The 26641-nt window shown below is 58.7% G+C and carries 22 protein-coding genes and 1 pseudogene; 12 read left to right on the plus strand and 11 right to left on the minus strand.

Annotated features, from left to right (window positions below; all coding sequences use genetic code 11):
* Positions 1 to 136: 136 nt before the first annotated feature.
* The 5 genes and pseudogenes from trpA to ACR6A7_RS02900 all read right to left on the minus strand — a co-directional run bounded on the left by trpA (position 137) and on the right by ACR6A7_RS02900 (position 6697).
* Positions 137 to 943, minus strand: coding sequence for a tryptophan synthase subunit alpha (trpA, locus tag ACR6A7_RS02880; protein WP_434123252.1), 807 nt, complete (start codon positions 941 to 943; stop codon positions 137 to 139).
* Positions 943 to 2133, minus strand: a complete 1191-nt coding sequence (gene trpB, locus ACR6A7_RS02885) for a tryptophan synthase subunit beta (RefSeq protein ID WP_434123253.1) — start codon at positions 2131 to 2133, stop codon at positions 943 to 945. The genes trpA and trpB overlap by 1 nt, the downstream gene beginning before the upstream one ends.
* 43 nt (positions 2134 to 2176) lie before the next feature.
* On the minus strand, positions 2177 to 3538 hold the full coding sequence (gene trpCF, locus ACR6A7_RS02890) for a bifunctional indole-3-glycerol-phosphate synthase TrpC/phosphoribosylanthranilate isomerase TrpF (protein WP_434123254.1): 1362 nt from the start codon (positions 3536 to 3538) through the stop codon (positions 2177 to 2179).
* Positions 3539 to 3540: 2 nt separating this feature from the next.
* Positions 3541 to 5135 (minus strand): annotated as a pseudogene (gene trpD, locus ACR6A7_RS02895) (bifunctional anthranilate synthase glutamate amidotransferase component TrpG/anthranilate phosphoribosyltransferase TrpD).
* On the minus strand, positions 5135 to 6697 hold the full coding sequence (locus ACR6A7_RS02900) for an anthranilate synthase component 1 (protein ID WP_434123255.1): 1563 nt from the start codon (positions 6695 to 6697) through the stop codon (positions 5135 to 5137). Before ACR6A7_RS02900 ends, trpD begins: the two are co-directional and overlap by 1 nt.
* Before the next feature lie 279 nt (positions 6698 to 6976).
* Here ACR6A7_RS02900 and rnm point away from each other — a divergent pair, with 279 nt between their 5' ends.
* Positions 6977 to 7861 (plus strand): RNase RNM, encoded by an 885-nt coding sequence (rnm, locus tag ACR6A7_RS02905; RefSeq protein ID WP_434123256.1) that lies wholly within the window; start codon positions 6977 to 6979, stop codon positions 7859 to 7861.
* Positions 7862 to 7874: 13 nt separating this feature from the next.
* Positions 7875 to 8495: an L-threonylcarbamoyladenylate synthase gene (locus tag ACR6A7_RS02910; protein WP_434123257.1), complete on the plus strand. Its 621-nt coding sequence runs from the start codon at positions 7875 to 7877 to the stop codon at positions 8493 to 8495.
* An 8-nt stretch (positions 8496 to 8503) separates the two neighbouring features.
* On the opposite strand, the gene ACR6A7_RS02915 is transcribed toward ACR6A7_RS02910, so the two are convergent.
* Entirely contained in the window at positions 8504 to 9151 is a 648-nt protein-coding gene (locus ACR6A7_RS02915) for a serine protease (protein WP_434123258.1), read from the minus strand.
* A gap of 636 nt (positions 9152 to 9787) precedes the next feature.
* Positions 9788 to 11137 carry an MFS transporter gene (locus ACR6A7_RS02920; RefSeq protein WP_434123259.1) on the minus strand — a complete coding sequence of 450 codons (1350 nt, stop codon included), beginning with the start codon at positions 11135 to 11137 and terminating at the stop codon, positions 9788 to 9790.
* Positions 11138 to 11362: 225 nt separating this feature from the next.
* Here ACR6A7_RS02920 and rluB point away from each other — a divergent pair, with 225 nt between their 5' ends.
* Positions 11363 to 12247, plus strand: coding sequence for a 23S rRNA pseudouridine(2605) synthase RluB (gene rluB, locus ACR6A7_RS02925; RefSeq protein WP_434123260.1), 885 nt, complete (start codon positions 11363 to 11365; stop codon positions 12245 to 12247).
* A gap of 35 nt (positions 12248 to 12282) precedes the next feature.
* Here rluB and cobO read toward each other — a convergent pair whose 3' ends face one another.
* Both cobO and ACR6A7_RS02935 read right to left on the minus strand, forming a co-directional pair.
* Entirely contained in the window at positions 12283 to 12873 is a 591-nt protein-coding gene (cobO, locus tag ACR6A7_RS02930) for a cob(I)yrinic acid a,c-diamide adenosyltransferase (RefSeq protein ID WP_434123261.1), read from the minus strand.
* Entirely contained in the window at positions 12873 to 13634 is a 762-nt protein-coding gene (locus ACR6A7_RS02935; RefSeq protein WP_434123262.1) for a YciK family oxidoreductase, read from the minus strand. The genes cobO and ACR6A7_RS02935 overlap by 1 nt, the downstream gene beginning before the upstream one ends.
* Before the next feature lie 174 nt (positions 13635 to 13808).
* Between ACR6A7_RS02935 and sohB the strand changes: the two genes are divergently transcribed.
* The gene (gene sohB, locus ACR6A7_RS02940; protein ID WP_434123263.1) at positions 13809 to 14858 is read left to right on the plus strand and encodes a protease SohB; all 1050 of its coding nucleotides are present in this window, start codon (positions 13809 to 13811) and stop codon (positions 14856 to 14858) included.
* Positions 14859 to 14915: 57 nt separating this feature from the next.
* On the opposite strand, the gene ACR6A7_RS02945 is transcribed toward sohB, so the two are convergent.
* Positions 14916 to 15164: a YciN family protein gene (locus tag ACR6A7_RS02945; protein ID WP_434123264.1), complete on the minus strand. Its 249-nt coding sequence runs from the start codon at positions 15162 to 15164 to the stop codon at positions 14916 to 14918.
* Between the two features lie 371 nt (positions 15165 to 15535).
* Between ACR6A7_RS02945 and topA the strand changes: the two genes are divergently transcribed.
* From topA to acnA, 5 genes are all read left to right on the plus strand, one after another.
* A complete protein-coding gene (topA, locus tag ACR6A7_RS02950; protein ID WP_434123265.1) occupies positions 15536 to 18133 on the plus strand; it encodes a type I DNA topoisomerase in 2598 nt (865 codons plus the stop codon).
* 198 nt (positions 18134 to 18331) lie between these two features.
* Positions 18332 to 19306 carry an HTH-type transcriptional regulator CysB gene (cysB, locus tag ACR6A7_RS02955; protein ID WP_434123266.1) on the plus strand — a complete coding sequence of 325 codons (975 nt, stop codon included), beginning with the start codon at positions 18332 to 18334 and terminating at the stop codon, positions 19304 to 19306.
* A 496-nt stretch (positions 19307 to 19802) separates the two neighbouring features.
* Positions 19803 to 19961, plus strand: coding sequence for a YmiA family putative membrane protein (locus ACR6A7_RS02960; RefSeq protein ID WP_120454073.1), 159 nt, complete (start codon positions 19803 to 19805; stop codon positions 19959 to 19961).
* Positions 19962 to 19964: 3 nt separating this feature from the next.
* Positions 19965 to 20144 (plus strand): YciX family protein, encoded by a 180-nt coding sequence (locus tag ACR6A7_RS21125; RefSeq protein ID WP_491565904.1) that lies wholly within the window; start codon positions 19965 to 19967, stop codon positions 20142 to 20144.
* A 439-nt stretch (positions 20145 to 20583) separates the two neighbouring features.
* A complete protein-coding gene (acnA, locus tag ACR6A7_RS02965; RefSeq protein ID WP_434123267.1) occupies positions 20584 to 23265 on the plus strand; it encodes an aconitate hydratase AcnA in 2682 nt (893 codons plus the stop codon).
* Positions 23266 to 23383: 118 nt separating this feature from the next.
* On the opposite strand, the gene ribA is transcribed toward acnA, so the two are convergent.
* Positions 23384 to 23980 (minus strand): GTP cyclohydrolase II, encoded by a 597-nt coding sequence (ribA, locus tag ACR6A7_RS02970; protein WP_434123268.1) that lies wholly within the window; start codon positions 23978 to 23980, stop codon positions 23384 to 23386.
* A gap of 229 nt (positions 23981 to 24209) precedes the next feature.
* Between ribA and pgpB the strand changes: the two genes are divergently transcribed.
* The 3 genes from pgpB (at position 24210) to lapB (ending at position 26587) form a co-directional block, all read left to right on the plus strand.
* On the plus strand, positions 24210 to 24974 hold the full coding sequence (gene pgpB, locus ACR6A7_RS02975) for a phosphatidylglycerophosphatase B (protein ID WP_434123269.1): 765 nt from the start codon (positions 24210 to 24212) through the stop codon (positions 24972 to 24974).
* Positions 24975 to 25102: 128 nt separating this feature from the next.
* Positions 25103 to 25411, plus strand: coding sequence for a LapA family protein (locus ACR6A7_RS02980; RefSeq protein WP_434123270.1), 309 nt, complete (start codon positions 25103 to 25105; stop codon positions 25409 to 25411).
* Positions 25412 to 25417: 6 nt separating this feature from the next.
* Positions 25418 to 26587, plus strand: a complete 1170-nt coding sequence (gene lapB / locus ACR6A7_RS02985; protein ID WP_434123271.1) for a lipopolysaccharide assembly protein LapB — start codon at positions 25418 to 25420, stop codon at positions 26585 to 26587.
* Positions 26588 to 26641: the final 54 nt, after the last annotated feature.

Below are 26641 nucleotides of genomic sequence, written 5' to 3' on the forward strand. Positions count from 1 at the left end.
CCCTGTCTCGAACAAGATGCGCCGTTACCATAACGGCGCGCAAATCAAGTGTGGGCGGGAAAAGCGAAAGCGGCAACGTCGGGATGTAAAAAAGAGTGAAAAATCATGCTCCCTCAGCGGAGAGAGCATGAAAAGATCAGCGGGTGGCGGCTTTCAGGCTGCTGACAAAGGCGGTGAGTTTCGCCAGCATCTCTTCCGGCTGCGCATGGTGCTGCTCAATGATTTTCACGATCGCCGAGCCGGAGATGGCGCCCGCCGCGCCCGCGCTGAGCGCCTCTTTAACCTGCGCCGGTTCAGAGATGCCGAATCCCTGCAGCGGCGGCGCGGCGTTATATTCGCGCAGTTTGTCGATCAGGCGCTGCAGCGGCAGGCTGCTGGCGCGATTTTCCGCGCCGGTTACGCCCGCGCGCGACAGGAGATAGGTGTAGCCGCGGCCGTGAGAGGCGATTTCACGCAGCAGATCGTCGCTGGCGTTAGGGGGGCAGATAAAGATCGGCGCGATACCGTGGCGCAGCGCCGCCTGGCGGAACGGCGCCGACTCTTCGACCGGCACATCCGCCACCAGCACCGAATCCACGCCCGCTTCGGCGCAGCGCGCATAGAAGGCGTCGAGGCCGTTGGCGAACACCAGGTTGGCGTACATCAGCAGGCCGATGGGCAGATCGGGATATTTTTGCCGCACGCTGCTGAGCAGTTCGAAACAGTGCGCGGTGGTGGTGCCCGCCGCGAAGGCGCGCAGGGTGGCGTTCTGAATGGTTGGACCATCCGCCAGCGGATCGGAGAAGGGAATGCCCAGCTCCAGCGCGTCGGCGCCGCCCGCGACCAGCGCGTCGATCACCTTGAGCGACAGCGCCGGCGAGGGATCGCCCAGCGTCACGAACGGCACGAAAGCGCCCTCTTTGCTGGCCTGTAAACGCGTAAACAGCTGTTGGTAACGCTCCATCAGATTTCTCCCTGCGCAGTCAGAATATCGTGAACGGTGAAGATGTCTTTATCGCCGCGGCCCGAAAGGTTAACCACCAGCAGCTGCTCTTTCTCTGGATTCTCGCGGATCAGCTTTAGGGCGTGGGCGAGGGCGTGCGACGACTCCAGCGCCGGAATAATGCCTTCTGCGCGGCAGAGTTCCTTGAAGGCGGCCAGCGCTTCATTATCGGTAATGGATACATAGTCGGCGCGGCCGATGCTGTTGAGGTGCGCATGCTGCGGGCCGACGGAGGGGAAGTCGAGACCGGCTGAGATCGAATAGGACTCTTCAATCTGACCCTCTTCGGTCTGCATCATCGGCGACTTCATGCCGAAATAGATGCCGACGCGGCCATGCTTGAGCGGTGCGCCGTGCTCGCCGGTCTCAATGCCGTGACCGGCAGGCTCGACGCCGATCAGGCCGACGTTCTCATCGTTGATAAAATCGGCGAACATGCCAATGGCGTTTGAGCCGCCGCCGACGCAGGCGATAACCGCATCGGGCAGGCGTCCCTCTTTTTCCAGAATCTGCGCTTTTGTCTCTTCGCCGATCATGCGCTGGAACTCGCGTACAATCGTCGGGAAGGGATGGGGGCCTGCCGCGGTGCCAAGCATATAGTGCGCGGTTTCATAGCTGCCGGACCAGTCGCGCAGCGCCTCGTTGCAGGCGTCTTTTAGCGTGGCGGAGCCGCTGTGCACCGGGATAACCTCGGCGCCCATCAGTCGCATGCGGAAGACGTTAGGCGACTGGCGTTCGACATCCTTCGCGCCCATATAGATGCGGCACTTCATGCCGAGTAGCGCGCACGCCAGCGCCGAGGCGACGCCGTGCTGGCCCGCGCCGGTTTCCGCGATGATCTCATTTTTGCCCATGCGTTTCGCCAGCAGCGCCTGGCCCAGCACCTGGTTGGTTTTGTGCGCGCCGCCGTGCAGCAGATCTTCGCGCTTCAGATAGAGGCGCGTTTTGGTGCCTTTGGTGAGGTTGCTGCACAGCGTCAGCGCCGTCGGGCGTCCCGCATAGTTTTTCAGCAGGTCGGTGAATTCCGCCTGAAACGCCGGATCCTTCTGCGCCTCGACAAAGGCCGCTTCCAGCTGTTGCAGCGCCGGCATCAGGATCTGCGGCACATACATGCCGCCAAAGTCGCCAAAATAGGGGTTCAGTAGAGTCATGGTTTTATCTTCCTTTTAGGCCCGCCGCAGCGGGCCTGACAAATCAGTAGGCGCGCAGCGTGCGGAAGACCGCCGCAATTTTGCTGGCATCTTTAATGCCGGGCGCGCTTTCTACGCCGGAGTTGAAGTCGAGGCCCGCGCAGCCGAGGCGCGCCGCTTCCACGCAGTTGTCCGCGCCCAGGCCCCCAGCAAGCAGCACATCGCTTAAGTCTTGATCCTGCAGCAGCGACCAGTCGAAGCGTTCGCCGCTGCCGCCGTTGCCGTTGTCAAAGACGTAGCGGTCAACGTGCGGCCAGTCGCGCGCGGGCAGCGCATTTTTAATGCTCAGCGCTTTCCAGATGGCGACGGCGGCGGGCAGCGCGGCGCGCAGCGCTGCGACATAGGCGCGATCCTCATCGCCGTGCAGCTGAACGGCGCTCAGCTGCAGCGTATCGGCCAGCGTGACAACGTCACTAATCGTGCTGTTGCGGAATACGCCGACGTAGCGCAGCGGCGCCGCGGCAATGACCTGCTGCGCCTGTGACGCGTCGAGCTGGCGCGGCGAACCCTCGGCGAAGATGAGTCCGCCGTAAAGTGCGCCAGCCTCGAAGGCGGCGCGCGCGTCTTCCGCTCGCGTCAGCCCGCACACTTTGTTGTCGCCCAGCAGCACGCGACGCACCGCGGCCGCCAGGTCCGGCTCTTCCATCAGCGCCGAGCCGATCAGGAAGCCGTTGGCGAAGTGGCTCAGCTCGCGCACCTGCGCATAGTTATGGATGCCCGATTCGCTGATTACCGTCACGCCGTGCGACAGGCGCGGGGCCAGCTGACGGGTGCGGTCCAGATCGATCGACATATCGCGCAGATCGCGGTTATTGATGCCGACCACTTTCGCCTCCAGCGCAATAGCGCGCTCCAGCTCCGCTTCGTTGCTGACCTCGGTCAGCACGCCCATCTTCAGGCTGTGCGCCACGGCGGCCAGTTGACGATACGCTTCATCGTCAAGCACCGAGAGCATCAGCAGGATGGCGTCAGCCTGATAGTGGCGCGCCAGATAGATCTGATAAGGGTCGATAATAAAATCTTTGCACAGCACCGGCTGCGTCAGCGCCGCGCTAACGATCGGCAGAAAGTCGAAGCTGCCCTGGAAATATTTCTCGTCGGTCAGCACTGAGACGGCGGAGGCGTAGTGGCGATAAACGCCCGCGATGGCCGCCGGATCGAAATCGTCGCGGATCAGCCCTTTGGAAGGGGACGCTTTTTTGCACTCCAGAATAAACACGGTGCGTGCGCCCTGCAGCGCGTGATAAAAGCTGCGGGAAGCGGGCTGCACGTCATTCTGAAAGGCGGCGAGCGGCTGTTGCGCCTTGCGCGCCTCGACCCACTGCGCTTTATCCTGAACAATCTTCTCTAAAATCGTACCTTGCATGGTTATCCTCTTGCTGCCAGAGCGACAACGCGTTCATAGGCTTGTCCGCTGCGGATAGCCTGAAGCGCACGCTGCGCGTTTTCACGCAAATCTTCATGACCGAATACTTTTAACAACATCGCCACGTTGACGGCGACCGCTTCCTCATGGGCCTGCTGGCCATTACCCTGAAGTAAACGGGTCAGAATGTCACGGTTTTCTTCCGGCGTGCCGCCCGCCAGCGCCTCTTTGGGATGGAAGCCGAAACCGAAGTCCTCTGGCGTAAGCTGATAGCGGGTGATCTCGCCGTCGCGCAGCTCGGCGACGTGGGTGTCGCTGTGCAGCGCCACCTCGTCCATGCCGCCGCCGTGCACCACCGCGGCGCGCTGGTAGCCCAGCACCTTCAGCGTCTGAGCCATCGGCAGTACCAGTTCCGGGCTGTAAACGCCAATGACCGCCAGCGGCGGCCGCGCCGGGTTGATCAGCGGGCCAAGCACGTTGAACAGCGTGCGGGTTTTCAGCTGCTGGCGTACCGGCATCGCATGGCGAAAGCCGGTGTGATACTGCGGCGCGAACAGAAAGCAGACGTTGAGCTCGTCCAGCGCCGCGCGCGCCTGCTCAGCAGGCATATCCAGGCTGATACCGAACGCCGCCAGCAGATCGGAAGAGCCGGACTTGCTGGAGACGCTGCGGTTGCCGTGCTTCGCGACTTTCAGCCCGCAGGTGGCGGCGACGAAGGCGCTGGCGGTCGAGATATTGATGCTGTTGCTGCCGTCGCCGCCGGTACCGACGATATCGGCAAAGGCGTAGGTCGGGCGCGGAAAAGGACGGGCGTCTTCCAGCAGCGCGCTGGCTGCACCTGCGATCTCCTGCGGCGATTCGCCGCGCACCTTCATGGCGATCAGCGCGGCGGCGAGCTGCGTTGGCTCCAGCTGGCCGGTAATAATGGCGCTAAACAGCTGATGGCTTTCGCCCTGCGTCAGCGACTGCGCCTGATAAAGTTTTTCCAGGATGGCATGCATGATCATTCTCCCTGTGATGTCGCCAGCGCCCAGGCCAGCGTCTGCTCCAGCAGACGGGCGCCCTGAGTGGTCAGGATGGATTCAGGATGGAACTGGAAGCCGCAGACGCGATCGGCGTCGTGACGCACCGCCATCACCATGCCGTTGTAGCTGGCGTTGACCGTCAGCTCCGCCGGCGTATTACTGCCCACCAGCGAATGGTAGCGTGCGACCGGCAGCGGATTACTCAGTCCGGCGAACATCGCTTCACCGTCGTGGTTCACGGCGGAGGCTTTGCCGTGCAGGATCTCGCCCGCCTGGCCGACGTGACCGCCGTAGGCTTCGACAATCGCCTGATGGCCAAGACAGATGCCGATAATCGGCAGACGTCCGCGCAGGTTGCGCAGCAGCTCCGGCATGCAGCCGGCGTCTTTTGGCGCGCCCGGGCCCGGCGACAGCATCAGCACCGGATTCTCCATGCGCTGCAGGCGTTCGGTCAGTACCGCCGCCGGCACGCTGTTGCGGTAGATCACCACGTTGTGGCCGAAAGCGCGCAGCTGATCAACCAGGTTATAGGTAAAGGAGTCGATGTTATCGAGCAGCAGGATATCGGCCATCAGAAAATCTCCTTGCAGTGATGGGCGGTCGCGATGGCGCGCAGCACGGCGCGCGCTTTGTTGCGGCTTTCGTCCGCTTCAGCCTGCGGATTGGAGTCGAGCACCACACCGGCACCCGCCTGTACGGTGGCGACGCCGTCCTCCACCCAGGCGGAACGAATAACGATGCAGGTGTCGAGGTCGCCGTTGGCGGTGAAGTAGCCGACCGCACCGCCGTAGCTGCCGCGGCGCGTGCCTTCCGCCGCGGCGATCAGCTGCATGGCGCGCACTTTCGGCGCGCCGCTCAGGGTGCCCATGTTCATACAGGCGCGGTAGGCGTGCAGCACGTCAAGGTCTTCGCGCAGCGTGCCAACCACGCGCGACACCAGATGCATCACGAATGAGTAGCGGTCGACCTTAGTCAGGTCAGCGACGTAGCGGCTGCCCGGCACGCAGATGCGCGCCAGGTCGTTGCGCGCCAGATCTACCAGCATCAGATGTTCGGCCAGCTCTTTATGGTCGGTGCGCATCTCCAGCTCAATGCGGCTGTCGAGATCGCGATCCAGCGAGCCGTCGGCGTGTCGGCCGCGCGGGCGCGTGCCGGCGATCGGGTAGATCTCAATCTGGCGCGTGGCGGCGTCATATTTCAGCGAGCTCTCCGGTGAGGCGCCAAACAGCGCAAAGTCGCGATCCTGCATAAAGAACATATAGGGGCTGGGGTTGCTGTTCTTCAGCGTGTCGTAGGCGGCGAGCGGCGACGGGCACGGCAGCGAAAAGCGGCGCGACGGCACCACCTGGAAAATCTCGCCGATGCGAATCGCTTCCTGCATCTGACGCACGGTGTCGCAATAGGCTTCGTCGCTCTGGCTGACGCTGAGCGTCATCTGCTCGACTTTCTGCACCGGCAGCGCTGGCGCGGGCTGCAGCATCTGGCCGTGCAGCTGCTCGATACGGCTTTGCAGACGCTGAAATTCGCTGGTAGAGGGGCAGAACAGGCTCGCCTGCAGCGTGGCGCTGCGCGTCTGATGGTCGAGCACCAGCAGCGTCTCCGCCAGGTAGAAGCAGTAGTCGGGGCAGCGCTGCTGATTTTCCAGCGCAGGCAGCGCCTCAAAGCCCGCCACCAGATCATAGGCGAACAGGCCGCCCAGCAGTACCGCTTCGCGCTCGTCCGCAGGCGCGTTCACCAGACGGGGAATCAGGCGCAGCGCGTCGAAAACCGACAGCGCCTGCAGGCGCGAGTCTTCATCCTGCACCGCATCGGCGGATGGAAAGTGCAGCTCGCGACCGTCCGGACGCGGTTCGATTTTCACGGCGGCGGGCAGCGCCGCGTCGAGCAGCGGCAGCAGCGCGCGACCGTTTTCCGACAGGGCCTGCACCGTTACGCAGGATCCCAGCGCGCTGACGCGCAGGGCGCTGTCGACGATCAGCAGGCTCTTCAGGTTCTGTTTGCTGTCGATATCCGCCGACTCGAGCAGCAGCGTTGCCGGACGTGCGCCGCATAACTGATGAAACACTGCGGCCGGATCTTCGCGGTAGGGCGCGGTGCCGGTAATCAACTTCACTGTAGGTTTCGCATTTGGCATGATGTTCTCTCTGAAATTCGCCTAAAAAAAAGCCCGCTTTAAGCGGGCTCGGGTCTCTGCACTGCGTTACGCAAGGGGTGCTGGACGTTGCCCGTCAGGGGAAACATCGCGCCACCAGCCTGCAGAAAGCATCAAAATCATCGCCATGAGAGAAAACCCGTTTAGTTGTGAACTTGTGTACTAGTTAACGGGTTCAGGGCATAAAAGTCAATACGCTTTTTCACCCGCGCATAAAATCGTTATCATGCTGGCCGCTTCATCGTGCAGCAGGAGTGCCATTTGAACGAGATTGCCCGTTTTCCTCTTTATGATTTACACAGCCATACCCGCGCCTCTGACGGGCTGCTGACGCCCGAGGCGCTGGTCGAGCGCGCCGTCGCCATGCGCGTTGGCGTGCTGGCGATCACCGATCACGACAGCGTGGCGGGCGTCGCCGCGGCGCAGCGTGCCGTCAGCGAGCAGGCGCTGCCGCTAAAGGTGCTGGCGGGGGTAGAGGCGTCGACGCTGTGGGAAAACCATGAGATTCATATCGTCGGGCTGAACATTGATATCCGCCATCCGGCGATGATCGCTTTTCTCGCGGAGCAGGCGCGCTGCCGTCAGGCGCGCGCTGAGCTGATCGCCGAGCGGCTGGATAAGGCGCGCATCCCTGGCGCGCTGGCGGGCGCCGCGCGGCTGGCGGAGGGCGGTGTGATTACGCGCGGCCACTTCGCCCGCTTTTTAATTGAGCAGGGCAAAGCCGACACGGTAGCGCAGGTGTTCAAAAGCTATCTGGCGCGCGGCAAAACCGGCTACGTTCCGCCGCAATGGTGTACAATTAAACAAGCCATTGATGCCATTCACCATTCTGGCGGCTGTGCGGTGCTGGCGCACCCAGGCCGCTACGGTTTGTCGGCGAAGTGGCTGAAGCGGCTTATCGCGCATTTCCGCGACGCGGGCGGCGACGCTATGGAAGTGGCACAGTGTCAGCAGGCGCCCAATGAACGCGCGCAGCTGGCGCAGTACGCCCGCGATGCCGATCTGGCTGGATCGCAAGGTTCCGATTTTCACCAACCCTGCCCGTGGATTGAGCTGGGCCGCAAACTCTGGCTGCCGGCCGGCGTCGAGCCGGTATGGGAACGTTTCCCGGCGCTGGCGCCCGCAGGCTCTGACGCGGACAGGTGATACGAGGTTTGTTATGAGTCAACTGTTTCACATTCACCCGGACAATCCGCAGCCGCGCCTGGTTTCCCAGGCGGTCGACTATCTCAATAAGGGCGGGGTGATCGTCTATCCGACCGACTCCGGCTATGCGCTGGGCTGTCGCCTGGAAGAGAAAAACGCGCTGGAGCGCATCTGCCGCATTCGTCAGCTGGACGGCAATCACAACTTCACGCTGATGTGCCGCGATCTGTCGGAAATCTCTAACTATTCTCAGGTGGATAACAGCGCGTTTCGCCTGCTGAAAAACAACACGCCGGGCAGCTACACCTTCATTCTGAAGGCGACCAAGATTGTGCCGCGTCGTCTGATGAACGAGAAGCGTAAAACCATCGGGCTGCGTGTGCCGTCCAACCCGATTGCGCTGGCGCTGCTGGAGGCGCTCAACGAGCCGATGATGTCGACCTCGTTGATCCTGCCGGGCAACGATTTCACCGAATCGGACCCGGACGAGATTCAGCACAGCATCGGCAAGCTGGTCGATTTAATTATCGACGGCGGCACGCTGGGACAGCAGCCGACAACGGTTGTCGATCTCACCAGCGATGCGCCCGTCATTGTGCGCGAAGGCTCAGGCGATACCCGGCCTTTCCTGTAACAGCCTGGTCAGGCGCCGCTCTGCGCCGCCTGACCAATATTCTGTTTCAGCCAGTTTTGAAAGTCGGAATAGGGAATATAGAGCGACACATCTTTCAAAACGATTTTGCCGCTGCTGCTACTTTTTATTTCATCGCTAAAACCGACAATCACGCCGCCCAGCGTATTATCCGCATTATAGACCGCCCCGCCCGACATTCCTTTAACAACGCCTGCATTTGACGCCATCGCCATACAGGGTTTTTTATTCCAGCTGTTGCGGATAGCGGTGCGCGCTAAATTACTGCCCGACGATTCAACCGGCATGGCGGAAATAAAACTGTAGCCGTACATTTTAACCGGATCGCCGATGGCGCCGCTGCGGAATTTCGCCAGCGTGGTTGCGTCATTTTTGTGGTAGATGATCGCCAGATCGCAATAGGGGTGATAAGCCTTAACGCGCTGCACGGCAAACTTCGCCACGTGCGCCGCCGTCAGGCTGTATTCGGGGGTGATGGGAATGCTGCTGCCCAGCGTGCCGAGCCCGAGAATCGTAGGAATGCCGGTGAAACTCATGTCCACGTGCTGCATTGCCGTACGGCTATATTCGGTATGGCCCACAGAGCAACCGCTCAACGCCAGCGCAGCAAAGGCTGGCCATAAGAACAGTTTTCTCATGGTGATTATCTTCATACTGGCATGTCGGAAAATCCCTGGTGAAGACTTTTGACATGCAATTTCAGACTCATCATTGAGCCGTATTAACGCTGCATTTCCGGTAGCGCCGGTTTATTTTTAAAGAAACTGCAATGAGTGGGTTAAAATCTCGTTAATAACTTTCGCTGGAGTAACGCTATAAGATTAATAATGCGAAAGTGATTATTTGCGTTTCTGGCTCTGATTTTACCTGTAATTAATCCGCAGACAATCGATTAAGATTAATCTTAAAATGAAATGTGCATAAATAGGGTAGTAAACCAATCTGTGGATTAAAAACCGGGTTTAAAGTGCGATGGCCACTCAGGAAGCGCGTTGCGCGTCAAATTGTCAGAATAAACCACTACCAATGTTCTTCTTGTAAGATGAAAAAATGCATCCCACAGGCGGCTAAAGATTAACGCTCTTTTAATTTTCTTGTATGGCTAATGAATCCTCTGCTGCCGCCATACATTAGCGGCAGCAATAAGAGTCTGAGGCGCATAAAAATATCTCTGCTTCAGCAGCTTGGTGAAAGCCGCCCAAAAAGCGCCGATGTGTGTGTCAGACTAATCAATGCCCTCCGTGAAGAGGGCTCTTAGCAGCAAACAGGGCGAGTTAGCGCCGCTGCCAGCTGTGATATTCCGCTTCGCGCCTTCCCGGTGCGGTTTCTGGCAACCGCGCCAGACCCACCAGAGAGAGCACGCCCAGCACCCCGACATAAATGGCCAGCCCATACCAGTGGCCGTCCGTGACCTGCAGAATTTTAACCGCGGCCAGGCCGAGAATGCCGCTGCCGATCAACGAACCGATTTGCCAGATCACCGCGATGCCGCTGCAGCGAATATGAGTGGGAAAAAGCTCGGGGAACCACGACGCCTGCGGTGCGTAACACATGCTGTGGCCCAGCGTCAGCGCGACAATCATGGCAATCTGCGTCAGCCAGTAGCTGTTCTGCTGCAGGGCGAGGAAAAAGGGCACGATAGAGAACACGATCAGCAGCGCGCCCATCAGATAAACCGGCTTGCGCCCGATGCGATCGGAGAGTGCGCCCATCAGCGGAATGGCGAAAATTTCCAGTATCACCGCCACAATCATGCTCTCCATCAGAATGTTGTTGTCGAGCTGGTTCGCTTTACCCCAGGCCAGAATGATCACCGTGAAGAGCGCAAAGGCGCAGGCTTCGATCAGCTTTGCCGCCACGCCGTTCAGCACCAGCCCCGGACTGGTCTGGATGACCTCTTTCAGCGGCCGCGATTCTGCCGCTTTCGTGGCGCGGATCTCGGCGAACACCGGCGACTCATCAATGCGCAGGCGAATAAACAGCCCGACGATCACCAGCAGGGCGCTCAGCAGAAAGGGCACGCGCCAGCCCCAGCTCATCATCTGATCCGCCGTCAGCAGGACATTCAGAAGCGCAAACAGCGCCAGCGGCAGCAGAAAGCCGGTCGGCGCGCCGATCTGCACCCAGCTGGCGAAATAGCCCCGCCGCGTGGGCTGCGCATACTCTGCGGTCATTAGCACCGCGCCAGCCTGCTCGCCGCCCACGCCAAAACCCTGCAGCAGACGGATAACAATCAGGGATACTGGCGCCCAGATACCGATGGTGGCATAGGTTGGCAGCAGGCCGATACAAAAGGTGCCCAGGCCGACGATAAGAATAGTGACCACCAGCGCTTTTTTACGGCCTACCTTATCGCCGATATGGCCAAAAATAATTCCGCCGACCGGACGCGCCAGAAAGCCGACGGCGTAGGTGGCGAAGGCGGCAAGGGTGCTGACCAGCGGATTTTCGCTGGGAAAGAAAAGGTGGCCGAAGAAAAGCACCGCAGCAGTGCCGTAGGCGAAAAAGTCATAATACTCCGCGGCGGTGCCGATGGCGGAAGCGCTGGCAACCCGGCGTATTACGCTTTTATTGTCGATGTCAGTGACACTGTCACGTGAGGCTGAAGGCGAAAGAGAAGTCATAGCGGTATCCCTTTATAGAGCAGTAGCGCTACCATACAAGTCTGCAGGGAAGAGTGATGCGAAGAGGATCACAGTTGTTCAACGGCTCGTCCGGCAGCTAGCCTGATTAAGCAGGTTACAAAACCGTAAATTAAAGGTATAATAGGCGGAAAGTAATAACTTAAGTTATTGATTTTAAAGAATTTTAACCAAAATGACGCCTGGGAAGGCGACAGTGAGGCCGCTATGAGCGAAAAGTTACAGAAAGTCCTGGCACGCGCAGGCCACGGTTCCCGTCGTGAAATTGAAGCAAAAATCGCCGCCGGTCGCGTCAGTATCGACGGCAAACTCGCCACGCTGGGCGACCGCATTGAAAATGATAAATCCCTGAAAATCCGCATCGACGGTCATCTGGTCTCTATCGCCGAGTCGGCGACGGAGGTTTGTCGCGTACTGGCTTACTATAAGCCTGAAGGCGAACTCTGCACCCGCAGCGATCCGGAAGGCCGTCCAACGGTGTTTGATCGCCTGCCGCGCCTGCGCGGCTCCCGCTGGATTGCGGTCGGACGTCTTGACGTTAATACTTGCGGACTGATGCTGTTCACCACCGACGGCGAGCTGGCCAACCGTCTAATGCATCCGAGCCGCGAAGTTGAGCGCGAATACGCCGTGCGCGTGTTTGGTCAGGTTGACGACGATAAAATTCGTCAGCTGAGCAAAGGGGTGCAGCTGGAAGATGGCCCGGCAGCCTTTAAAACGCTGCGCTTTGCCGGCGGCGAAGGGGTCAACCAGTGGTACAACGTTACCCTGACCGAAGGACGCAACCGTGAAGTGCGTCGTCTGTGGGAAGCGGTCGGCGTGCAGGTCAGCCGCCTGATGCGCGTGCGCTACGGCGATATCACGCTGCCGAAAGGTTTGCCGCGCGGCGGCTGGATGGAGATGGATCTCACTGCGGTGAACTACCTGCGCTCGCTGGTGGGCATGGATGACGAGACGGTCACCAAGCTGGCGGTAGAAAAAGATCGCCGCCGCACCAAGGCGAATCAAATTCGTCGCGCGGTTAAGCGCCACACGCAGGTGAGCGGCAGCGGTCGACGCAGCAGCAACGGCGGTGGCAACAAACGCGGCTAATAAAAAACGCAGCTTACGGGCTGCGTTTTTTTTGCCTACCAGTCGATGCCTTGCTGTGCCTGGATCCCGGCGTCGAAGGCGTGCTTCACGGGCCGCATTTCGGTCACGGTATCCGCGCGCTCAATGAGCGCGCGATGGCAGCCGCGCCCGGTCAGGATGACGCTCTGATGCGGCGGGCGTGCCGCCAGCGCGCGTTCCAGATCGTCCAGCGGCAGATAATCCATACTCACCATATAGGTGATCTCGTCGAGCAGCACCAAATCTAAGGTATCGTCCGCCAGCATGCGCATGGCGTGCTGCCACACCGACTGACAGGCGGCGGTGTCGGTGGCGCGGTTTTGCGTCTCCCAGGTAAAGCCGGTGGACATCACCTGAAACTCCACGCCGTGCTGCGCCAGCAGATTGCGCTCGCCGTTGGGCCATTCGCCCTTAATAAACTGGATAACGCCCACCTTTTTGCCGTGCCCGACGGCGCGCAGTGCGGTGCCGAAGGCGGCGGTGGTTTTGCCTTTACCGTTGCCGGTAAAAACCATCATGATGCCGCGCGTTTCCGTCGCGGCGGCGATGCGCGCGTCAACCTGCTCTTTCAGCCGCTGCTGTCGCTGCTGGTGGCGATCGTCGCCCATTATTCCGCCGCTCCTGGCTTGCGTCCGGGCTGCGCATCGAAACTGATGCCGGTTTTGCGGCGGCTGTCGTCGCCCATGACGTAGAGATAGAGCGGCATCAGATCGGCCGGGGTTTTCAGCTTGTCAGCATCCTCCTGCGGAAAGGCAGCGGCGCGCATTTTAGTGCGCGTGCCGCCAGGATTGATGCAGTTGACCCGCAGCGGCTGGTTCTTATACTCATCCGCCAGCACCTGCATCATGCCCTCGGTGGCGAACTTCGACACTGCATAGGCGCCCCAGCCAGCGCGGCCGGTGCGGCCCACGCTGGAGGTGGTGAAGACCAGCGAGCCGGCGCTTGATTTCAGCAGCAGCGGCAGCAGCGCCTGGGTCAGGAAAAAGGTGGCGTCGAGGTTAATCCGCATTACCTGCTGCCAGACCTGCGGATCCAGCTCGGCGAGCGGCACAATCTCACCCAGAATGCCGGCGTTGTGCAGCACGCCGTCCAGACGCGGAAACTGCTGCGCCAGCCGATCGGCCAGCTGCTGACAGGATGCCGGCGTCGCCTGCGCCAGATCGCACACCAGGCAGTGCGCCGGACGCAGACCCAGCTGAGCGATCGCCTGCTGCGTTTGTTCCAGCCGCGCCAGGTTGCGGCCCAGCAGGATCACCTCCGCGCCGTAGCGCGCATAGGTGATGGCGGCTTCGCGGCCAATGCCGTCGGAGGCGCCAGTGACAAGAATGATGCGGTTTTGCAGCAGATCGCTTTTCGGTTGATAGTGCACGGCGGTTTCCTTGAGCGCGTAAACGGGTTGTTGGCTTTATGCCTCAATTCGCCGGAGGGTGCAATCATCCGCAGGCGCTTTCTGTGCCAGGCGCTGGCATTTCAGGCGACGTGCGGCGCTAAACCCGGTAAACTCTCCGACCAGTGCTAATTCTCTGTTTAATAAGGCGGCAGAATGGATTTTCTCTCCAGCTATGGATTATTTCTCGCGAAAGCGGTGACGGTGGTGGTAGCCATCGCCGCCGTGGTGGCGATTATCGTTAACGCGGCGCTGCGCAAGCGCGGGCAGGCGGCCGGGCAGCTGCGGCTGACGCATCTGGGCGACGACTATCAGCAAATGAAGGACGATCTGCAGCTCGCTAAAATGAAGCCGCAGGTGCAGAAGGTGTGGCTGAAGCAGCATAAAAAGGCGGAAAAGCAGAAGGCGAAGGCGGAGAAGCGCGCCGCGAAGCAGGGCGCCGTCGAGCGCCAGAAGCCAACGCTTTACGTGATCGATTTCAAAGGCAGTATGGATGCTGGCGAAGTCTCGGCGCTGCGCGAAGAAGTCTCCGCCGTGCTGGCCGTGGCTGAGAAGGGCGACGAGGTATTGCTGCGGCTGGAGAGTCCGGGCGGCGTGGTGCACGGCTACGGCCTGGCGGCGTCGCAGCTGCAGCGCCTGCGCGATCGCGGCCTGCGCCTGACGGCGGCGGTGGATAAAGTGGCCGCCAGCGGCGGCTACATGATGGCCTGCGTGGCGGATCGCATTGTAGCGGCCCCTTTCGCCATTCTCGGCTCCATCGGTGTCGTGGCGCAGATCCCGAACTTCAACCGTCTGCTCAAGCGCAATGATATTGATGTCGAACTGCATACCGCCGGGCAGTACAAACGCACGTTGACGCTGTTTGGCGAGAATACTGACGAAGGCCGCGAGAAGTTTCAGGAAGATCTCAACGAAACGCACCTGCTGTTCAAAGAGTTTGTGCATCAGATGCGGCCATCGCTCGATATTGACAAGGTTGCGACCGGCGAACACTGGTATGGCCGCCAGGCGCTGGCGTTAAATCTTACCGACGATATCAGCACCAGCGACGAGCTGATCATCAGCCAGATGGATCTCTTCAACGTGCTGGGCGTGCACTATGCGCGTCGCCGCAAGATGATCGACCGCGTCACCCACAGCGCCGGTTCGGTCGCGGAACGCCTGCTGATGAAGTGGTGGCAGCGCGGCGAGAAGCCGCTGCTTTAACGGCCTGACATCCGCCTCGGCATCCTGCTGCAAACAACCCGGCTGACGCCGGGTTTTTTACGCCAGGTGATAGCGCGACGAGAGCGTCAGCGCCAGATATTTAAAGACGTTAAATACCGCTGTGGTTTTCGCCGTCGGCAGCCCTTCGTCATCAAGAAAAAATGGGCCGCGAAATACCAGCACGTCGCCCTGCTGAATCACCTCGTCCGCTTCCAGACCGGCAAAATAGTCGTCGTGTTCCTGAATAAGGCTATTGGCTTTTTCCAGTAGGGCCTGGCGTGTAATGGGTTGCGTACTTTTCTGCATTGAATATCGCCTTTTTGACATCCCTAAAATCCTTTCTATATTACGTGCCAAAATCGCTGCGCGGCAAATCGGCAAAACGGATGAAAATCTGGCGCAAAATTCAACTGAGTGCTAATTAAGTTGCGTAACGAATTTTATCAGGTAGAGTGTGGGCGATTCAGATTTCAGGGAGATCACACCGGGAAGTGTGATTGTGTCAGATGAAAAAGTCGCTCTTATTCATACCCTTGCATAAACTTATGCCAGCTGGCCCGAGATTGACCCCGCAGCCTTGAAAAGCAAAAAAGGCGCAACAATATTGAACCCACTGGGTTTCTGGGCATCAAATCCTCTCCCGTTTATCAGGACGTTTTCATTAGGTAAAGGTACATATGGGTAAAGCACTCGTCATCGTTGAGTCCCCGGCAAAGGCCAAAACAATCAATAAATACCTCGGTAGTGACTACGTGGTGAAATCCAGCGTCGGTCATATCCGTGATTTGCCGACCAGTGGTTCAACCGCGAAAAAGAGTGCTGACGGGGCCGGCGACAAAAAAGCGAAAAAAGTTAAGAAAGATGAAAAGGCCGCGCTGGTCAGTCGAATGGGCGTCGACCCGTATCACGGCTGGAAAGCGGATTATCAGATTCTGCCAGGCAAGGAGAAAGTTGTCTCCGAACTGAAAGCGCTGGCGCAGAACGCCGACCACATCTACCTCGCAACCGACCTTGACCGCGAAGGGGAAGCCATCGCCTGGCACCTGCGGGAAGTGATCGGCGGCGACGACAAGCGCTTCAGCCGCGTGGTGTTTAACGAAATCACTAAAAATGCGATTCGTCAGGCGTTTGAAACGCCGGGCGAACTGAATATCGACCGCGTCAACGCTCAGCAGGCGCGTCGCTTTATGGACCGCGTCGTCGGCTATATGGTTTCGCCGCTGCTGTGGAAAAAAATCGCGCGCGGCCTTTCTGCCGGACGCGTCCAGTCCGTGGCGGTGCGTCTGGTGGTTGAGCGCGAGCGGGAAATCAAAGCGTTCGTGCCGGAAGAGTACTGGGAGCTGAATGCCGATCTGCATACCGCGAAAGGCGACCTGCTGGCGATGGCGGTCACTCACCAGAACGACAGCCCGTTCCGTCCGGTCAATGGCGAACAGACCCAGGCCGCCGTCGCGCTGCTGGAAAATGCCCGCTACGAAGTCGTGGATCGCGAAGATAAACCGACCAGCAGCAAGCCTGGCGCACCCTTTATCACCTCGACGCTGCAGCAGGCAGCAAGTACGCGGCTCGGCTTCGGCGTCAAAAAAACCATGATGATGGCGCAGCGTCTCTATGAAGCGGGCCACATTACCTACATGCGTACCGACTCCACCAACCTGAGTCAGGATGCGCTGGCGATGGCGCGCGGCTACATCGACAAAAACTTCGGCAAAAAGTATCTGCCTGAGACGCCGAACGCCTACGCCAGCAAAGAGAATTCTCAGGAAGCGCACGAAGCGATTCGTCCTTCCGACGTCAACGTCGTGGCGGAGAAGCTCAAGGATATGGAAGCGGACGCGCAGAAGCTCTACCAGCTGATCTGGCGTCAGTTCGTCGCCTGTCAGATGATGCCGGCGCAGTACGACTCCACCACGCTCACCGTCGCGGCCGCTGGCTTCAGGCTGAAGGCGAAAGGGCGCACGCTGCGCTTTGACGGCTGGACGCGCGTGATGCCTGCGCTGCGTAAAAACGATGAAGACCGCACGCTGCCGCACGTTGCCAAAGGTGAGACGCTCGATCTGCAGCAGCTGACGCCAGGCCAGCACTTCACCAAGCCGCCAGCGCGCTTCAGCGAAGCCTCGCTGGTGCGCGAGCTGGAGAAGCGCGGTATCGGCCGTCCGTCTACCTACGCCGCCATTATCTCGACCATCCAGGATCGCGGCTACGTACGCGTTGAGAATCGCCGTTTCTACGCTGAGAAGATGGGCGAGATTGTCACCGATCGCCTGGAAGAGAACTTCCGCGATCTGATGAACTACGATTTTACCGCCACCATGGAAGACAGCCTGGACCGCGTCGCTAATAATGAGGTGGAGTGGAAAGGCGTGCTGGATAACTTTTTCAGCGACTTTACTCAGCAGCTGGACAAAGCGGAGAAAGATCCAGAAGAGGGCGGCATGCAGCCGAACCCGATGGTGCTTACCTCGATTGACTGTCCGACCTGCGGACGCAAAATGGGCATTCGCACCGCCAGTACCGGCGTCTTCCTCGGCTGTTCGGGCTATGCGCTGCCGCCGAAAGAGCGCTGCAAGCAGACCATAAATCTGATCCCTGAAAACGAAGTGCTGAACGTGCTGGAAGGCGACGACGCTGAAACCAATGCGTTGCGCGCCCGTCGTCGCTGCCAGAAGTGCGGCACAGCGATGGACAGTTACCTGATCGATCCGCAGCGCAAGCTGCACGTTTGTGGCAATAACCCTGAGTGCGACGGCTACGAGATTGAACAGGGCGAATTCCGCATCAAAGGCTACGACGGTCCGGTGGTGGAGTGCGAAAAATGCGGGTCGGAAATGCACCTGAAAATGGGGCGCTTCGGCAAATATATGGCCTGCACCAACGACGAGTGTAAAAACACGCGTAAAATTCTGCGTAACGGCGAGGTTGCGCCGCCGAAAGAGGATCCGGTACCGCTGCCCGAGCTTCCGTGCGAGAAATCGGACGCCTACTTCGTGCTGCGCGACGGCGCGGCAGGCGTGTTCCTCGCCGCTAACACCTTCCCGAAATCGCGTGAAACCCGCGCGCCGTTAGTGGAAGAGCTGCAGCGCTTTAAGGATCGTCTGCCGGAAAAACTGCGCTACCTGGCTGAGGCGCCTGCGACCGATGCCGACGGCAACAAGACAATGGTGCGCTTTAGCCGTAAAACCAAACAGCAGTATGTCGCCTCTGAAAAAGAGGGCAAAGCGACAGGCTGGTCGGCGTTTTATATCGACGGCAAATGGCAGGAAGCGAAAAAGTAATCTCCTCTCTTTATCCAGGGCCAGCACTGCTGGCCTTTTTCTTAGCCTTATATCAAAACGTTCTACATTCCTCCCCGCGATGATATAGTGGTTATAGCATTTCCGACATGTTCCTGTGCTTTGCCTCTTTTCTCACCGATCCGGCGAAAATACGTCAATCGGGGATGCTGCTCTGTAGCTTACTGGGATGGAACAGATATGAAATTGCAGCAGTTGCGCTATATCGTCGAAGTGGTTAATCACAACCTGAACGTCTCTTCGACAGCAGAAGGGCTTTATACGTCACAGCCGGGCATCAGCAAACAGGTGCGCATGCTGGAGGATGAGCTGGGCGTGCAGATCTTTGCACGCAGCGGCAAACATTTAACCCAGGTCACGCCAGCGGGCGAGGAGATCATTCGCATCGCCCGTGAGGTGTTGTCCAAAGTAGATGCCATAAAGTCGGTGGCGGGAGAGCACACCTGGCCAGATAAGGGCTCGCTCTATGTGGCGACAACCCATACCCAGGCGCGCTATGCACTGCCTGGCGTCATTAAGGGCTTTATCGAGCGCTATCCGCGCGTCTCCCTGCATATGCATCAGGGTTCACCAACACAGATCGCCGAAGCGGTCTCTAAAGGCAACGCCGATTTCGCTATCGCTACCGAAGCGCTGCATCTCTATGACGACTTAATTATGCTGCCCTGCTACCACTGGAATCGCGCCATTGTGGTGACCCCCGATCATCCACTGGCGGGCAAGGGCCAGGTCTCAATTGAAGAGCTGGCGGAATATCCGCTGGTAACCTACACCTTCGGCTTTACCGGGCGGTCGGAGCTGGATACCGCCTTCAACCGCGCCGGGCTGACGCCGCGCATTGTGTTCACCGCAACCGACGCAGACGTAATTAAAACTTATGTTCGCCTGGGGCTTGGCGTCGGCGTAATCGCCAGCATGGCGGTCGATCCTGTTGCCGATCCTGACCTGGTTCGCATTGAAGCAGCGGAAATTTTCACCAACAGCACCACTAAAATCGGCTTCCGACGAAGCACCTTCCTGCGTAGCTATATGTATGATTTTATTCAGCGCTTTGCACCGCACCTGACCCGCGACGTAGTGGACGCGGCGGTTGCACTGCGCTCTAACGAAGATATCGAAGCGATGTTCAAAGATATCAAGCTGCCGTTTAAGTAACGCCGCGGTTCGTTTAGCATTGTTAAAGGCTGCCTCTGGCAGCCTTTTTTATCCGTAGCCGTTAGCGCCATCTTAATGTCGAAAAAAGTTATTATTTTTTTGTAAATGAAACATCGATCACATGTTTTTCTGTTTGGGTTACTTAAATGAGAAACAGTACACAATTTTAACTTTGCCGCTTTGCGCCCTGCCAGGATTATTCCCATACTCCAGTTAAGACCTGATGTGAAAGCGCTTTTTATCAGGGGTTACATAGTTAACTCAAATTTGAAATGGTCCTAATTGCAAATTAACTCAAATTTGCAATCTAATAATTCAATTAAGGAAATGTGTCGCGGTTCATTATTCCTTAAGTTTTTCAGGCCGCGTTGATTAATAGCGTTAATCGTTGTACTCAATAAAAATAACTGGATTTTCGGCCTTAATGCGTTTAGGATTCGTCCTAAATCTTAATCGATGTTATCAATCGTTTTATTGAGAGTGATTATCAAAAACTATGGCTACGAGACTGACTGTACAACCGGACTTCCGGGCAAAAAGCACCAAGGTTGAGCGCTCTGGCAACATCCGTCGCAAGGCCTGGTTAACCGTAATAGCTGCTTCTGCGCTGTTCTGGGTAGTTGTAGCATTGATGATTTGGCGTATATGGGGCTAAGCCATGTGGGCAAACACACTCAGCCGTAAACAGTCGTTATCCGCGCCTCAGATTCAGGCGCCAGCCTGCAAAGGCAAAGAGAACAGCGTGACGGAACGCAAAGTGACTATCCCGGATAGCTGGGAACTGAGTGAAAATCAGCGTCACTTCATCGAGTCTTTCATGGACACGAAAGCTAAATAAGCTGTCAGCATTACTGGCTTCGCCAGCGCAATACTTCTTTCCGGTTATCCGGCGGGCAAATGAAAAGCCCACTCTTTTACACTCAGCATAAAAAAGGTGTCATCAGCATGATGACGGCAGGATTTTTTACGCCCGAATTCGGGAGGAGTGATGTATGAATATGACTATCAATAGCATTAAAATCTCCTGGCTGAGCGCATATGCCTTCTCGTTTGCAGTGTGGGCCGCGGCCGTCTGGATCGCTGTATAACCTGAAAGCGGTATTTCTCCTTATTCTTTTCGTCAACGCCCCGCCTGATTGCGGGGCGTTTTCGTTTGTCTGCGCAATGGTGTAGCATTTCGTGTTGTAATCAAAACGTTAAAGAAAATGTAGTCTATCTTTAACATAAACCTTGTTCTCTTTGAGGTTACCGCGATCACGATAAGAAAAGGAGGAGCTATGTCGGACACCCTACGCCAGCAGAGTCAGGACACCCTGCAGGTCGACAAGCAGCAGTATCATATTTTCAGTCTACCCCGCGCCGCCCAACACCTCGGCAACATCGACCGCCTTCCCAAATCATTAAAAGTGCTGCTGGAGAATCTCCTGCGCTGGCAGGACGGCGACTCCGTGACGGAAGAAGATATCCAGGCGCTGGTCGGCTGGCAGCAAAATGCGCATGCCGACAGAGAGATTGCCTACCGTCCTGCGCGCGTATTGATGCAGGATTTTACCGGCGTGCCGGCGGTGGTGGATCTGGCGGCAATGCGCGAAGCGGTGAAGCGCCTCGGCGGCGACGTCGCGAAGGTTAATCCGCTCTCGCCGGTCGATCTGGTTATCGACCACTCTGTTACCGTGGATCGCTTCGGCGACGACAGCGCATTTGAAGAGAACGTCGAGCTGGAGATGGCGCGCAACCATGAGCGCTATCTCTTTCTACGCTGGGGTCAGAAGGCCTTCAATAAATTCCGCGTCGTGCCGCCGGGCACCGGCATCTGCCATCAGGTAAACCTGGAGTACCTGGGCAAATCGGTCTGGCATGAGCAGATCGACGGCAAGCAGTTCGCCTGGCCTGATACGCTGGTCGGCACCGACTCGCATACCACCATGATTAATGCGCTCGGCGTGCTGGGCTGGGGCGTCGGCGGCATCGAAGCCGAGGCGGCGATGCTCGGACAGCCGGTATCGATGCTGATCCCGGATGTGGTCGGCTTTAAGCTGACCGGCAAGCTGCGTCCCGGTATTACCGCCACTGATTTAGTGCTGACCGTGACCCAGATGCTGCGCAAGCACGGCGTCGTCGGCAAGTTTGTGGAGTTCTACGGCGACGGTCTGGCGGATCTGCCGCTGGCTGACCGCGCAACTATCGCCAATATGGCGCCGGAATATGGCGCCACCTGCGGATTCTTCCCGATCGACGACGTCACGCTGGGCTATCTCACGCTTACCGGGCGCGATGCCGAGCAGGTCGCGCTGGTGGAAGCCTATGCCAAAACCCAGGGGCTTTGGCGTAACCCAGGCGACGAGCCGATCTTCACCAGTTCGCTGGCGCTGGATATGGATAGCGTTGAATCGAGTATCGCTGGCCCGAAACGCCCGCAGGATCGTGTTTCCCTCGGCGACGTGCCTGCGGCGTTCAACGCCAGCAACGAGCTGGAGGTGAATCACAGCCAGCCCGCCCATAAATCCGTGACCTATACCGATAGCCGCACCGGCCTGAGCCATGAAATTGAGGATGGCGCCGTGGTGATCAGCGCCATTACCTCCTGCACCAACACCTCTAACCCGAGCGTGCTGATGGCGGCGGGGCTGCTGGCGAAAAAAGCGGTTGAACGCGGCCTGAAGCGTCAGCCCTGGGTGAAAGCCTCGCTGGCACCGGGATCGAAAGTGGTTTCCGACTATCTGGCGGTTGCGCAGCTGACGCCCTATCTCGATAAGCTCGGCTTTAACCTGGTGGGCTACGGCTGCACCACCTGTATCGGCAACTCCGGCCCGCTGCCCGACGAAATTGAAGCCGCGATTAAAGAGGGCGATTTAACCGTCGGCGCCGTGCTCTCCGGCAACCGCAACTTCGAAGGCCGCATTCATCCGCTGGTGAAAACTAACTGGCTGGCGTCGCCGCCGCTGGTGGTCGCCTATGCGCTGGCGGGCAATATGAAGATTAATCTGCAGACCGAGCCGCTGGGGCAGGATGCGCAGGGCAGGGACGTTTTCCTGAAGGATATCTGGCCGTCGCCTGAAGAGATCGCTACGGCGGTGCAGCAGGTGACCAGCGACATGTTCCATAAAGAGTACGCCGAGGTGTTCTACGGCACCAAAGAGTGGCAGGCGATCAACGTGAGCGAAGCGGCCACCTATGCGTGGGACGAGGGCTCCACCTATATTCGCCTGTCGCCGTTCTTTGACGATATGGCGCGCGAGCCGAAACCGGTTGAAGACATCAAAGGCGCGCGCGTGCTGGCGATGCTGGGTGATTCTGTCACCACCGACCATATTTCGCCTGCTGGCAGTATCAAGGCGGACAGTCCGGCCGGGCGCTATCTTCAGTCTCACGGCGTCGACCAGGCTGACTTTAACTCCTATGGCTCAAGACGCGGCAACCATGAAGTTATGATGCGCGGCACCTTCGCCAACATCCGTATTCGCAACGAGATGGTGCCCGGGGTTGAAGGCGGCTACACGCGCCATATCCCCAGCGGCGAGCAGCTGGCGATTTACGACGCGGCGATGAAGTATCAGCAGGAGGGCACGCCGCTGGCGGTGATTGCCGGCAAAGAGTATGGCTCTGGTTCGAGCCGCGACTGGGCGGCGAAAGGCCCGCGTTTGCAGGGCGTGCGTGTGGTGATCGCCGAGTCGTTCGAGCGTATCCACCGCTCTAACCTGATCGGCATGGGCATTCTGCCGCTGGAGTTCGCGCCGGGCGTGACGCGTAAAACGCTGCAGCTGACCGGTGAAGAGCTGTTTGATATCGGCAACCTGTCGCAGCTGCAGCCGGGCTGCACGGTGCAGGTCACGATGACGCGCCCGGACGGCACGCAGGAGGTGCTGGATACGCGCTGCCGCATCGATACCGGCAACGAACTGACCTATTACCGCAACGACGGTATCCTGCACTACGTTATTCGCAATATGCTTAACTAAACGCAACGCCGGGGAAACCCGGCATATAGCGACTGGATAGCCACGCGGGCGGAGGAGGAGGAGGCTTTGCTCCTCGATCCTTTCCGCCCGCGTCTCAGCGTTGAGGCTGACTAAGCTGCTATTCCGATTTTGGCAGCAGATGGCCCATTTTCGCGGCTTTGGTATCCAGATAGTGGGCGTTCTTCGGGTTGCGGCCGACGACCAGCGGCACGCGCTCAACGATATTGATGCCCGCTTCGCTGAGGATCTCCACCTTACGCGGATTATTGGTCAGCAGCCGCACCTCGTTTACCCCCAGCAGCTTAAACATATCGGCGCAGAGCGTGAAGTCGCGCTCGTCCGCCGCAAAGCCGAGCTGGTGGTTGGCCTCGACGGTGTCGTAGCCCTTATCCTGCAGCGCGTAGGCGCGGATCTTGTTCAGCAAGCCGATATTGCGGCCTTCCTGACGATGGTAAATCAGCGCGCCGCGACCCTCTTCAGCAATGGCGTTGAGCGCCGCTTCCAGTTGAAAACCACAATCGCAGCGTAAACTGAACAGCGCGTCGCCGGTCAGGCATTCCGAATGAACGCGCGCCAGCACGGGCGTGTTATCGCTGATGTCGCCGAAAATGAGCGCGACGTGATCGTGACCGGTTGCCAGTTCTTCAAAACCGACCATGAGGAAATCGCCCCAGGGCGTGGGCAGTTTGGCTTCTGCCACCCGTTTAAGCTGCATGTGACTCTCCAGAACCTTCAGAGGATGCGCTATTCTAAAACAGCGCACAGGCCAGTATGGCCTGAAAAAATTGGCAATATTGTGCCACAACGTGAAGTTGGGCTGGTAATTTGTCAGAGCGATTGTAGTGATAAAGCACGATTATCCAATGCGCAACAAGTTATGTTATTATTTTTTAAGATAAAGTTATTTGCAAGCGGCAATATGATGCCGTACCAGAGGAGAAAGGATGCTGCAGATTTTGCGTCGTACTACGGCAGGCATGTTGCTGCTGATGATCATTCCGCTCGTAGTCTGGGCGTCCGGCTGGCGCTGGCAGCCCGGCGAAAGCGACGCGCTGCTGCGTTTCCTCTTCTGGATGACCGAAACCGTGACGCGCCCCTGGGGCACCCTGACCAGCCTGTTGCTCAGCCTGTGGGTGCTCTGGTGCCTGCGTTTTCGCCTCAAGCCTGCGCTGCTGCTGCTGCTGATCATGAACGCCACTATTCTCACCGGGCAATACACCAAATCCTATATCAAGGACCAGGTCCAGGAGCCGCGCCCCTATGTGGTCTGGCTCGAGCATAACCACGGCCTCGACGAACGCGAGTTCTACAGCATGACGCGCAAAGAGCGCGGTCAGCGCGTCGATCAGCTGCTCGCCAGCGACCGCATGCTGCCAGGCTGGCTGAAGCGCCACTGGGCGTTTGAAACCGGCTTCGCTTTCCCTTCCGGCCATACGCTGTTCGCCGCCAGCTGGGCGCTGCTGGTATTGAGCCTGCTCTGGCCGCGCCGCCGCTATGTCACCATCGCGGTGGTCGGCGTCTGGGCGGGAGCGGTGATGGCCAGCCGTTTGCTGCTGGGCATGCACTGGCCAGGCGATCTGGCGGTAGCGGTGGCGCTCTCCTGGCTGCTGGTCTCCTGCGCCACCTGGCTGGCGCAGCGCTTTTGCGGCCCGCTCACCTTGCCGCCTGAAGAGCGAAATGAAGTGGCGCAGCGGGAAAACGGATTGTAATTCCGCGCTTTATCCCCATATTATTGATTGCGCTTGCGTAAACGCGATGCGCCTGGCGCTGCAGGGAGCAGTATTGTTGCCGCTTTTTTGGCATACTTCCACCGGATAACCTCACAACAGGATGCACTGTGAAATATTTGCTGATTTTCTTAGTGGTATTGGTCATTTTTATCATTTCCGTCACCTTAGGCGCGCATAACGACCAGGTCATCACCTTTAATTATCTGCTGGCGCAGGGCGAATTCCGTGTCTCTACGCTGCTGGCTGCGCTGTTCGGCGCGGGATTTGTGCTGGGGTGGGCCATCTGCGGTCTCTTCTGGCTGCGTGTCCGCGTCTCGCTGGGCCATGCGCAGCGCAAAATCAAACGCATGCAGGCGCAGCTGGATAAAAGTGCGCCACCTGCGGCCGCATCGACCCCCGTTGCGGGCCGGGAATAGTTCTCCATGCATGAATTGCTGTTTCTGTTATTGCCCGTCGCTGCGGCTTACGGCTGGTATATGGGGCGACGCAGCGCGCAACAGAGCAAGCAACAGGAAGCGAGCCGCCTGTCGCGGGATTACGTTGCAGGCGTTAACTTTCTGCTCTCTAACCAGCAGGACAAAGCGGTCGATCTCTTCCTTGATATGCTGAAAGAGGATAGCGGCACGGTGGAGGCGCACCTGACGCTGGGCAATCTGTTTCGCTCGCGGGGCGAAGTGGATCGCGCGATACGCATTCACCAGTCGCTGATGGAGAGCGCCTCGCTCAATTACGATCAGCGCCTGCTGGCGGTCCAGCAGCTGGGGCGCGACTATATGGCCGCCGGGCTTTACGATCGCGCCGAAGATATGTTCAAGCAGCTGACGGATGAAACCGACTTTCGCATCAGCGCGCTGCAGCAGTTGCTGCTGATCCATCAGGCGACCAGCGACTGGCATCAGGCGATAGAGGTCGCCGAGCGGCTGGTGAAGCTGGGCAAAGATAAGCAGAAAGGGGAGATCGCTCACTTCTACTGCGAGCTGGCATTGCAGGCGATGAGCAGCGACGATCTCGACCGCGCGATGACTCTGCTGAAAAAGGGCGAGGCAGCCGATCGCCAGAGCGCGCGCGTATCGATCATGATGGGGCGTATTCTGATTGAAAAGGGCGAGTACGCGAAAGCGATCGATCATCTGCAGCGCGTACTGGATCAGGATAAAGAGCTGGTAAGCGAAACGCTGCCGATGCTGGAAACCTGCTATCAGCGTCTGAGTCAACCTGACGCCTGGGCGGCGTTCCTGCAGCGCTGCGTGGAGGAGAACACCGGCGCGGCGGCTGAGCTCTACATGTCCGATATTCTCGAGCGCCAGGAAGGGCCGGAAGCGGCACAGCTCTATATCAATCGCCAGCTGCAGCGCCACCCCACCATGCGTGTTTTCCATCGCCTGATGGACTTCCACCTGCACGAAGCGGAAGACGGACGCGCCAAAGAGAGCCTGATGGTGCTGCGCGACATGGTTGGCGAGCAGATCCGCACCAAGCCGCGCTATCGCTGTCAGAAGTGCGGCTTCACCGCCCATGCGCTCTACTGGCACTGCCCCTCCTGCCGCACCTGGTCTTCAATCAAACCGATTCGCGGGCTCGACGGTCAATAGCCGACCGTCGCGCTGTTGCATACGGCACCTTTCTTAGTTACAACATACTAAAGA

This window comes from Pantoea phyllosphaerae (assembly GCF_051025595.1).
Classification (GTDB): Bacteria; Pseudomonadota; Gammaproteobacteria; order Enterobacterales; family Enterobacteriaceae; genus Pantoea.